The 10,932-nt window shown below is 43.1% G+C and carries 8 protein-coding genes and 1 tRNA gene; 5 read left to right on the top strand and 4 right to left on the bottom strand.

Going from position 1 to position 10,932, the window contains the following annotated elements; all coding sequences use genetic code 11:
* Positions 1 to 45: 45 nt before the first annotated feature.
* Both V7K53_RS07980 and V7K53_RS07975 read right to left on the bottom strand, forming a co-directional pair.
* Positions 46 to 1,239 carry a hypothetical protein gene (locus V7K53_RS07980; RefSeq protein WP_335197015.1) on the bottom strand — a complete coding sequence of 398 codons (1,194 nt, stop codon included), beginning with the start codon at positions 1,237 to 1,239 and terminating at the stop codon, positions 46 to 48.
* Between the two features lie 77 nt (positions 1,240 to 1,316).
* Positions 1,317 to 2,060, bottom strand: a complete 744-nt coding sequence (locus tag V7K53_RS07975; RefSeq protein ID WP_335197014.1) for a hypothetical protein — start codon at positions 2,058 to 2,060, stop codon at positions 1,317 to 1,319.
* Positions 2,061 to 2,086: 26 nt separating this feature from the next.
* Here V7K53_RS07975 and cas12k point away from each other — a divergent pair, with 26 nt between their 5' ends.
* Positions 2,087 to 3,751 (top strand): type V CRISPR-associated protein Cas12k, encoded by a 1,665-nt coding sequence (gene cas12k, locus V7K53_RS07970; protein WP_335197013.1) that lies wholly within the window; start codon positions 2,087 to 2,089, stop codon positions 3,749 to 3,751.
* A 929-nt stretch (positions 3,752 to 4,680) separates the two neighbouring features.
* Here cas12k and V7K53_RS07965 read toward each other — a convergent pair.
* Positions 4,681 to 4,754: transfer RNA gene (locus V7K53_RS07965), tRNA-Pro, on the bottom strand.
* 139 nt (positions 4,755 to 4,893) lie between these two features.
* Between V7K53_RS07965 and lipA the strand changes: the two genes are divergently transcribed.
* The 4 genes from lipA to V7K53_RS07945 all read left to right on the top strand — a co-directional run bounded on the left by lipA (position 4,894) and on the right by V7K53_RS07945 (position 9,666).
* Entirely contained in the window at positions 4,894 to 5,778 is an 885-nt protein-coding gene (gene lipA, locus V7K53_RS07960; RefSeq protein ID WP_335197012.1) for a lipoyl synthase, read from the top strand.
* 24 nt (positions 5,779 to 5,802) lie between these two features.
* On the top strand, positions 5,803 to 6,738 hold the full coding sequence (locus V7K53_RS07955) for an NAD(P)H-dependent glycerol-3-phosphate dehydrogenase (protein WP_335197025.1): 936 nt from the start codon (positions 5,803 to 5,805) through the stop codon (positions 6,736 to 6,738).
* 802 nt (positions 6,739 to 7,540) lie between these two features.
* Positions 7,541 to 8,791 (top strand): RNA polymerase sigma factor SigC, encoded by a 1,251-nt coding sequence (gene sigC, locus V7K53_RS07950; protein WP_335197011.1) that lies wholly within the window; start codon positions 7,541 to 7,543, stop codon positions 8,789 to 8,791.
* Between the two features lie 419 nt (positions 8,792 to 9,210).
* Positions 9,211 to 9,666, top strand: coding sequence for a Fur family transcriptional regulator (locus tag V7K53_RS07945; protein WP_012407750.1), 456 nt, complete (start codon positions 9,211 to 9,213; stop codon positions 9,664 to 9,666).
* A 127-nt stretch (positions 9,667 to 9,793) separates the two neighbouring features.
* Here the strand turns inward: V7K53_RS07945 and V7K53_RS07940 are convergent, their stop codons facing one another.
* Positions 9,794 to 10,924 (bottom strand): peptidoglycan-binding domain-containing protein, encoded by a 1,131-nt coding sequence (locus V7K53_RS07940; RefSeq protein ID WP_335197010.1) that lies wholly within the window; start codon positions 10,922 to 10,924, stop codon positions 9,794 to 9,796.
* Positions 10,925 to 10,932: the final 8 nt, after the last annotated feature.

Genomic DNA, 10,932 nt, shown 5'->3' with positions numbered 1-10,932 from the left:
ACCAACTTACATTTGAGCAGGTAATTTCTGTCTCTTCTTACAACTTTATCCTGGAAGCTTTATTCTATGCAGCTTCATATTAAATTGGTATAAAGCTGGTAGAGTATACGAACCAAATAAATCGCCATTTGATGGTGATAATCCTAAATATTTTCCCCGCCAATTTTCATCAAATAGCAAGAATGTAACCCGCAAACCCTGCCATAAATCTTGAAAGCCTTCCCGCCGCCAATGGGGACGCTCGGCTAACTCTCGCAGTCGCTCAATGCTGTAATATTCTCGGTAGATTCGCGCTTTCTCTACATCCTCACCAATTAATAAATTACGAGACTCTGCCACCATCAAAAACAGCAGACGATAAATCAGCCGCAACAGTTGGCGATAATATCCAATATCTGTTAATTCTGTACCAGCAGCAAGCTTCTGCCGCAAGTTTTCATTACTGGGATGTTGTAGAAAACCAGTGCCTAGCTGTATTAGTGCTTTTTCTACCCCATCTCGGAGTCTGTCGCGTACCCGTCCGCCCTGTTGCAGTGCTTCTTGGTGGTAAAATTCCAGCAAGCACTTATCGGCATCATCCATACCTTCAGGCAAGCGGGAACGGTGAAACAACCGATAAAATAGCCCAAATTCGGCAAAGTTCTCACCGTTGAGAATCTGTTCTAAGTCAAATTCAACGTAGGTAAGACGAGTCATCAAGGAAGAGTCGCGCAGTAACCGCCAGCGAAAACCGTTAGTTGCGATCGCCCACAAATGTTCGGTCTTGTTAAGATACTCCTGCACCAGTGCGTGTGCTGATAACCTGGGTGTGCCACTGGGAGGACGATGATCTACCTTGATTCGACAACCAATAATGTGGATAGGTGGTTTGTTTTCGCCTAATTCCGCACGATGAGAAATCGCATAAGTTTGTCCCTCCACGACTTCGGCTTTAGCAGTGTAAACAGGGTTATATCCGAGACTTCGTAGTAAGGGAACTACCCACAGTTCGCAGGTGACGCTGGTAGCGGTATCATCTGCATCTAACCTGTCTAATTGCCGTTGAAATGCTGCCCAATAAGCTTTAGCATCACCCCAAGCGATCGCAATTTCATCTGCTAGCTTGTCAGTTTTCGTAAAACCAAAATCCTCTGGTGCTTGCCCTTTGATATTACCTGTCAACAATTCGGCAGTAATATCTGCTGCTAGCAAATTCCCTTCAATCTGAACGCCTGCTAAAGTAATTCTTGCTACACTCATCTCTGACGCACCTAATATTAAAAATTGTCTAAAAAATTACAAATTACGAACTTGTACTGAGTTTCGACTACGCTCAACTACCACGAAGTCGTTGGCGCAGCCTCTCGTAGAGAAGTATTACGAATTTTCCCAGGCTGGAGAATATAAACCCCCAAAATATCCATTGGTAGCTGTGGTTTAACCTGAATCTGTCCTTCTTGGGTGATTGCTCTGACTCGTCGATGTGATTGGGAAAGAGAATGCGATCGCTCTCTAGCAAATAGTTCTAAATCAGACTTAATCTCTGTAATTTTGCTGAGTAAGTCTTCAATTTCCGCCTGTTTGATGCCTAGAGGCGCATCACCCACAGGGTTAGCTTGTTCCAGCAAAGATTTTGCATCCTCCGGTGTCAGCCAGATGGGATTAGATGGAGGGCCAGTAAATCCAACTACTGCACACTCCTCCGCCAGCAAACTTTGGTGTTTGGGACTGTTTAACAAATGCCGTAGCCGCAATAACAGCAAAGTCGTGCGCTTGGTGACAGTATCCGTCGTAGTAAAACCACACCGCGCTGCTATGGGGTCTTGACTATTGGAGAGTGCATCTTCAATAATGTGACGCGCTAAACCTTCTACCAAAGGGTGATTCCGTCCTACATATTCCACCCCTTCTGGTGCAGGGGTTGTAAAGGTGAGCAAGCGCGGCTTATCCCCCAGTGCAGGCTGGAGAAAATTAGGAATTGTGGATAGTAGCCAACCCTGTTTTTTCTTGGTTAACGAACAAGATAGGCGATTTGCTGACAACACAAACCGTTCCACATCCTGTTCATGGTAATTTTCCAAAAACCAAATTTTAATTGCTGGGTTTCTTGGGAGCAAATTCAATTTACGCTTGTGCTGACGCAACACACAGCATTTTAAAAAGCGATCGCTTTAAGAAAAAAATGCGTAGGCGTAGCCGTCGTAAACATCGCCTCTGCTGTTCAACAATTACAGCCAAGTTCTTAGCTAAAACTTACACAAGTAAAAGGCGATCGCTTTCCACCCAGTCCGAGCAGAATAGCAACCAGAAAAAGGGCAAAAAGACTAAAAAATCTACAAAGTCCAAAAAATCTTCACTTTTCCAAATTCTCTTAAACACTTACGGAGAAACAGAAGACCCTCTTACTCGTTGCGCTCTCGCATATCTGCTCAAAAATAAGTGTAAAATCAGTGAACTTGACGAAGACCCAGAAGAATTTACTAGAAGTAGACGTAAAAAGGAAATAGAAATTGAGCGATTAAAAGACCAACTTCAAAGTCGCATACCGAAAGGTAGAGATTTGACAAGAGAAGAGTGGTTAGAAACTTTAGAAATTGTTACAGCTAATGTAGCTCAAAATGAAAAAGAGGCAAAAGCTTGGCAAGCATCACTTTTAAGAAAAACCGCTAATGTCCCCTTTCCTGTAGCTTACGAATCTAACGAAGATATGACATGGTTAAAAAATGACAAAGGTCGTCTCTTTGTTCGGTTCAATGGTTTGGGAAAACTCACCTTTGAGATTTACTGTGATAAGCGTCATTTGCACTACTTCCAACGCTTCCTAGAAGATCAAGAAATTAAACGCAATAGTAAAAACCAACATTCAAGCAGTTTGTTTACTCTACGTTCAGGGAGGCTTGCTTGGTTCCCAGGTGAGGGAAAAGGTAAAGTATGGAAAGTAAATCAGCTGTATCTTTACTGCTCTTTAGATACTCGGATGTGGACTACTGAAGGAATTCAACAGGTAGTTGAAGAGAAAGTCACCACAATTACCAAAACTTTAACGAAGGTAAAACAGAAAGCTGACCTCAAAGATAAACAGCAAGCTTTTATCACTCGTCAGCAATCAACGCTAGATCGAATTAATAACCCTTTCCCTCGCCCCAGCAAGCCTAATTATCAAGGTCAACCCTCAATCCTAGTTGGCGTTAGTTTTGGTCTAAAAAAGCCAGTCACAGTAGCGGTGGTAGATGTTGTTAAAAATGAAGTTCTAGCTTATCGCAGTGTAAAACAACTACTTGGTGAAAACTACAATCTTCTCAATCGTCAGCGACAACAACAGCAACGCCTATCTCACGAACGGCACAAAGCTCAGAAACAGAATGCGCCAAACTCCTTTGGTGAATCAGAGTTAGGGCAATATATAGATAGATTATTAGCAGATGCAATTATTGCGATGCCTTCGGCGAGCTTCGCTAACGCCAAAACCTATCAAGCAGACAGCATAGTTATCCCAAAACTCCGCGATATGCGTGAGCAAATCAGTAGCGAAATCCAATCCAGAGCAGAGAAGAAATGTCCTGGTTACAAGGAGGCTCAACAAAAATATGCCAAAGAATATCGTATAAGCATTCATCGCTGGAGTTACGGTCGATTAATTGAAAGTATTAAATCCCAAGCTGCAAAAGTCGGAATTTCTACTGAAATTGGTACACAGCCAATCAAAGGTAGTCCACAAGAAAAAGCGGGAAATTTAGCCGTCTTTGCTTACCAAGAACGTCAAGCCGCTTAAATTTAATTCACTAATCCGAACCTAGAAAATATAATATTTTTATAACAGCGCCGCAGTTCATGCTCTTCTGAGCCAATGTACTGTGAAAAATCTGGGTTAGTTTGGCGGTTGGAAGACCGTCATGCTTTCTGACCCTGGTAGCTGCCCGCTTCTGATGCTGCTGTCGCAAGACAGGATAGGTGCGCTCCCAGCAATAAGAAGTAAGGCTTTTAGCCATAGTCGTTATTCATAACGGTGTGGATTACCACAGTGGTGGCTACTGAATCACCCCCTTCGTCGGGGGAACCCTCCAAATATTTTTTGGCGTGTCAAAGCGGGGGCAAAATCCCTGGAGTCCCGCCAAAACTTTAAAACCCTTGTGATGTCTTAATTTCAGAGACTAATCTGCCAATTGATTTAGTTTTTTGATGCGAGACGAAAGAAGCTTTTTAAGGGATATGCCAAATTTGTATCTGAAAAGCTTTATTTGCAAGGGGTCTAGACGGCAAGGGTTTCAACCACCATTCCGGCTAGGGGTGGGTTGAAAGCCGCCTCCAATTCAGCGATAATCGACGGCAACTGGTTTCAACCACCATTCCGGCTAGGGGTGGGTTGAAAGTTTTAAAAATACTGCCCTAGCTGAACTCCAATCTTGGGTTTCAACCACCATTCCGGCTAGGGATGGGTTGAAAGGAAATTTTTGTTGTTACTAGGTGAGATATTTGTTTCAATTAGGAGGGTTGAAAGGCGCACTTCGTTCGGGAATATTCTGAACTTTTTAGCATATTCTACAAGTGTAGTGGAATCAACTCCACCACATCACAATCGCGACATTAATTTGCGAGAACTCAGTATAATTAAATTAACTTTAAAAAACAGTCAAAGCGACACTAATTTGCAAAAAACGACATTAATTTGCGAATTGCGACATATAATTTGCGAATGTACAATCGGGATGACTGGATTCGAACCAGCGGCCCCTTCGTCCCGAACGAAGTGCGCTACCAAGCTGCGCCACATCCCGCCATAACAATGGCATTATAAATCAAGAATATCACAACCTGTGCCAAATAGCAGAATTACATCTATATATGATGATCGCTTCATCAAAGGCTTTGCTTGCTAGGATTAAATTTGTATAACTCTAGTGGTAAAAGCGGATTGTGACTGTAAAACCAGACTGGTTGCGGGTGAAAGCACCTCAGCTTGAGCGCATCGGTAACGTTAAAGATATTTTGCGGGATTTAGCCCTCAATACAGTTTGCGAGGAAGCGTCCTGTCCGAATATTGGTGAATGCTTCAACGCTGGGACTGCCACGTTTTTGATTATGGGTCCCGCTTGTACACGCGCTTGTCCCTACTGCGATATTGATTTTGAGAAAAAACCCAAACCACTAGACCCCACGGAACATACACGACTGGCGGAAGCTGTTCGCCGCCTGAACCTTAATCATGTAGTCATCACTTCTGTAAACCGAGATGACTTGCTTGATGGTGGTGCATCTCAGTTTATGGCGTGTATTGATGCAGTTAACTCTGTTTCACCCAACACCACAATTGAAGTGTTAATTCCTGACTTATGCGGTAATTGGAACGCTCTGGAGTTAATTCTACAAGCTGCACCAGAGGTATTAAACCACAATACCGAAACTGTTCCACGCCTATATCGCCGGGTGCGTCCCCAAGGAAATTACGATCGCACATTAGAATTATTGCAGCGCACTCGCCAACTTTCTCCTAGCACATACACTAAATCCGGCATCATGGTTGGACTCGGTGAAACTGATGCCGAAATTCGCCAAGTTATGCAAGACTTGCGAACTGTCGATTGCGACATTTTGACCATTGGGCAATATCTCCAACCCAGTCAAAAACACTTGCAGGTAAACGAATTTGTCAATCCAGAACAATTTGCTGACTGGAAGGCATTCGGTGAAGAAATCGGATTTTTACAAGTTGTTTCTTCACCATTGACAAGAAGTTCATATCATGCTGAACAAGTCAGGGAATTGATGGAACGTTACCCACGCTCAAAAGTTAGGAGTTAGAAATTAGGAATTATGAGTGAGCAGATGTACTCCAACACAAAACTTTCCGTTGCAATTCTGGGTGCAGGTGCTTGGGGTGCATCTCTAGCAAATCTCGCCGCTGCAAATGGTCATCAAGTGCGCGTGTGGTCGCGTCAAGGTTCCCAAAGTCTTCAAGTAGTTTTAAAAGATGTCCAAATAGTCCTGTCTGCTATCTCAATGATTGGTGTGAGAGATGTTGCTTCCCAAGTCCAGTCTTTCCCCCTTTCTCCAGAGACAATTTTTGTGACGGCGACGAAAGGCTTAGATCCTCAAACTACCTGTACGCCGTCACAAATTTGGCAAACAATATTCCCTAACCATCCAGTAGTTGTTTTATCTGGGCCTAATTTATCAAAAGAAATTCAAATGGAATTACCAGCAGCTACGGTGGTAGCCAGTAACATCCCCACGGCTGCGGAAGTAGTGCAGTTAGTATTTTCTTCTCATCGTTTCCGGGTATATACGAATCCTGACCCCTTGGGGGTAGAACTGGGGGGAACACTGAAAAATGTGATTGCGATCGCAGCTGGTGTGTGCGATGGTTTACAACTGGGAACTAATGCCAAAGCTGCTTTAGTCACCCGTGGACTTACAGAAATGGTTCGCATCGGCAACAACTGGGGTGCGAAGACGGAAACATTTTATGGTTTATCGGGTCTAGGGGATCTGTTAGCAACGTGCAATAGTCCCTTAAGTCGCAATTACCAAGTCGGCTATCAGCTAGCTGGTGGTAAGTCACTTATAGAAACTCTCGCAAATTTACAAGGAACAGCTGAAGGAGTGAATACTTGCCGAGTTTTGATGCAACGAGCCAAGCAACAAAACATCGCAGTCCCAATTACCGAGCAAGTTTATCGGTTACTTCAAGGCGAAATCACACCCAGACAAGCACTTGATGAACTGATGTTGCGAGATATCAAGCCAGAGTACAACTACTAGTTATAGCTGTAGTCACATAGGTTAAAACAGTGTTGATTGCTCAAAGTTTTGAAACAACTGGTTACTCAGCACTCAGCACTTTGCTGTAGTAGTCTGTCAAGTTGAAATTGGCACTTTAAGACTGACATACAAGACGACGCAGGTACACGCAATACTTTTTGGATAAACCCAACAATCTCTTTTTTGGTCTGGGGGAAAGGTTAATGGGTTTGCGGGTAAAGGTAAATTCAAACCTTTTCCCTTTCCCCTTTCCCCCTTAACCGAAAAGTATTGCAGATACACGGAGAGGGTGTTTGATAACTTATCTGCATCTTCTATCTCCGTGTCGAGAGAATTTTTGCTGTTAATGCTAATCACTTCCCCGATATCTATTAGTTCTACTTATACCTGAATAATCCTGAGAAAAAATTGCTAAATCGTCAGGATATTACTTTTGCAGCCATGTAAATGTGACTATGCCAATTATAAAGATGACATTCACTAAAGGATGTTTATACTGTGTTACAAAAGTTACTATCAAAAAACCATCAAGGTTGAAATATTAACTAAGTAGTTGAAATATTGAAAGCCTAGCTGTGGATTTAAATAGCTATTGGTTTAATCAAAAGTTTAGCAGCCGATTAAGTTCAGTAATCCTGTATCCAATAAAACCCTTACAGTTAATTTCTAAAAAAATTGTAAGGGAACGTTCAACCATGTTAGTTCATCGTTAATCGCGGGAACAATAGCAACAGTTGAATAGCTGACCGTAATCTAAGCTGACCGAAATCTATTGTTACCTGGAGCCATTGAGACGATCTTTATGCCAGCAACATCTTTTTATGCAGACGCCCCCTACAACACCAAAAAGTCTAGCCAGGCTTTGGACTCGGATCTCACGGTTGATGACAGTGAGTTATCGGTAGATGACCTACAGGAGCTAGAACTGGCTTCTGTTGACAATGCTAACTTTGCTGCTAGCACCAACCGTCGCAGTACAGACCTAGTACGTCTATATCTTCAAGAAATTGGTCGGGTTCGCTTGTTGGGGCGCGATGAAGAGGTTTCAGAAGCTCAAAAAGTCCAACGCTACTTGCGGATGCGGATAGTACTTGCTAAGGCCGCCAAGGAAGGGGATGAAGTGATTACGCCTTATCTTCGGTTAGTTGAAGTTCAAGAACGTCTAACCTCGGAACTAGGACATCGGCCGTCTTTGGAAAGATGGGCTGCTACTGCTGATATAGTTTTATCCGATCTTAGGCCAACTTTGGCAAATGGTAAACGTCGCTGGGCAGAAATTGCCAAGTTAACTGTAGAAGAGTTGGAGCAAGTTCAGTCCCAAGGACTCCAAGCAAAAGAACACATGATTAAGGCGAATCTTCGCTTAGTTGTGTCTGTTGCTAAGAAGTATCAAAATCGTGGTTTGGAATTGTTGGATTTAGTCCAAGAAGGTACATTAGGTTTGGAGCGGGCTGTAGAAAAATTTGACCCAACTAAGGGTTATCGCTTCAGTACTTATGCTTACTGGTGGATTCGTCAGGGTATTACACGGGCGATCGCTACTTCTAGTCGCACGATTCGCCTACCGGTTCACATCACCGAAAAGTTAAACAAAATTAAAAAGGCTCAACGCAAAATTGCTCAAGAAAAAGGTCGCACTCCGACTTTAGAGGATTTAGCAACTGAGTTAGAGATGACACCAACCCAAGTAAGAGAAGTTTTGTTGCGGGTTCCTCGCTCCGTTTCTTTGGAAACCAAGGTAGGCAAAGATAAAGACACTGAGTTAGGCGAATTACTCGAAACCGACAGTGTAACTCCAGAAGAGATGTTAATGCGAGAATCTTTACAAAGAGATTTGCATCATCTGCTGTCAGATTTGACTAGCCGGGAACGCGATGTAATTCTGATGCGGTTTGGTTTGGCAGATGGTCATCCTTATTCTTTAGCAGAAATTGGCCGCGCTCTTGACTTGTCGCGCGAACGAGTCCGCCAAATTGAATCCAAGGCTTTGCAAAAGCTACGTCAACCCAAGCGCCGCAACCTCATCCGCGACTATTTAGAATCTCTAAGTTAGTCATTTGTCATTAGTCATTTGTCATTAGAAAACTACACTTGACAAATGACTAGGGACAAAAGGGTGATTTTATTCCCAGGTCGAAAGCCTTTTTTAGGCTTAGAGCAAATAATTAGCATTAAGCTGTATAAAAGTTTTCCCCAATCTTTGCTCAGATATCTTGAAAGTGGGGAGCAACTAAACAATTCAAATTTAACTTAGGGAAAATTCAACGTCAAGGGATGCAATCGTTACAAGTATCCTAACTATTAGCTGTATGCAAATTAAATGCACTACAGCTTATTACTTGAATTTTGCTCAAAATTTGATGAATTGTTCTTAAATATTTAGTAAGAATTCTCAATAGGCAATGATTGTTGCAAATTGCTCCCAAGATTTGTTATATTCTCAACTAACAAGCTTTGTTGAGAACTATTAGTATGACTGTCTACACAACTACTTCACTCAAGGCAGAACTGAATGAACGAGGCTGGCGATTAACTCCCCAGCGCGAAACAATTTTACACATTTTTCAAGAACTTCCGCAAGGTGAACATCTAAGTGCAGAGGATCTTTATCATCGGCTCGAAACTGATGGTGAAGGGATCAGTCTGTCAACTATTTATCGGACTTTGAAGTTGATGGCAAGGATGGGAATTTTACGGGAGCTAGAATTGGGCGAGGGACATAAGCATTATGAGATCAACCAGCCCTATCCGCACCATCACCATCACTTAATTTGTGTTCGATGCAACTCAACTATTGAGTTTAAAAATGATTCAATTTTAAAAATTGGGTCAAAAACCGCTCAAAAAGAAGGTTTTCACCTCTTAGATTGTCAAATGACCATCCATGCAGTGTGCCCCAAGTGCCAACGCGCGCTGATGCCGCTTTAGTACTTGGATAAATAAGACGAAACTACTCAAATTAACCAAATAAATGGAATCTGAGCAGTTCGTAATTTGCTGTTACTGGAGGCAAGCAACTAGTTGGGAACTGATACTAACGACACCAAAGCGGATGTTAAAAGCGTCCGCTCTTAAGATCCTTGAGGCTAATGCCGTAGAATTCTTGGGCTTGTTTAATCGCTTTTTTGGTGTCATCTGCCATCACACCATTCAGCTTGCCTTTATAAAAACCCCGCTCCCGTAGTCGGGTTTGAATTTCTAAGGTATTAAATTCGCTTTTGCTAGCAGTATTAACTGAGCTATATAACTTAGCTCGCGTAGTTGGGCCAGCAACACCACTTGCTTTCAAGAAGTTAGCTGCCTGAAATCGGCGTACAGCATCGGCAGTATATGGGCCATAGTAGCCATTTGGCTCTCCCTCTAAATATCCTGCCTGGATCAATTGTTCTTGAACAATTCTAACTGGCTCACCGCGATCGCCTACACGAAGTTTGTCTCGATTGACTACCTTTTTAGGAGCCTCTTCTCCATCACCGATGCCAACTCCGGGCAATTTATTCAATGTTGCTGGGCCAGCAATTCCATCAACGCTTAGTTTGTAAGAATCTTGGAACCGCTTGACAGCTTCTTCGGTAATTGGGCCAAATATACCTGTGGCGTTTCCGTAATAAAAGCCTGCGACTCTTAACCGTTCTTGCAAAGCTCTGACATCTTCACCTTCATCCCCCTTAGCAAGATAGTTGGAATTGCGGCGCTGGCTAGTTGCTGAACTAGTAGTGCTAGACTTTTTGGCTTGTGCGCCTACAGCAGCGGTTCTTTGAGCTTGTGTAGCCCTAGTTGTGGGCTTTTTCGCTTGCCAACTTTCTAATTTTTGCAGGGTGCTTGTTCCAACAATGCCGTCCACTGGTAAGCCAGCGGCCTTTTGGAAGCGCCGTACAGCTTCTTGTGTGGGTGCGTCATATACTTGGGTAACAGAAGATTGGTAAAAACCTGCTGTTTTCAAATTTTGTTGTAGATTTCTGACAGAAGGGCCTCGATCGCCTTTTTCTAGTGCCATGACGCTGCTAACAGCGCCAAGAATAGATAAAGACAGAGCAAGGGGCAACATATACTTCCAAGCCCTACCCGAAAGCCTTTTCCAGTCTGGTGCAGCTGCGTCCTTAAACAAGGAACTGAGGGAGACCAATTCACTGGGTGTGCTGTCTTCGTAGGCGAAAGCTAGGTGCAAATACGCAAGATTTTCCATATTTGTTT

Source organism: Nostoc sp., assembly GCF_036917355.1.
Taxonomy (GTDB): Bacteria; Cyanobacteriota; Cyanobacteriia; order Cyanobacteriales; family Nostocaceae; genus Nostoc.
Note: the sequence above shows the minus strand (reverse complement) of the source record. Positions and strands in the feature narration are given on the sequence as shown.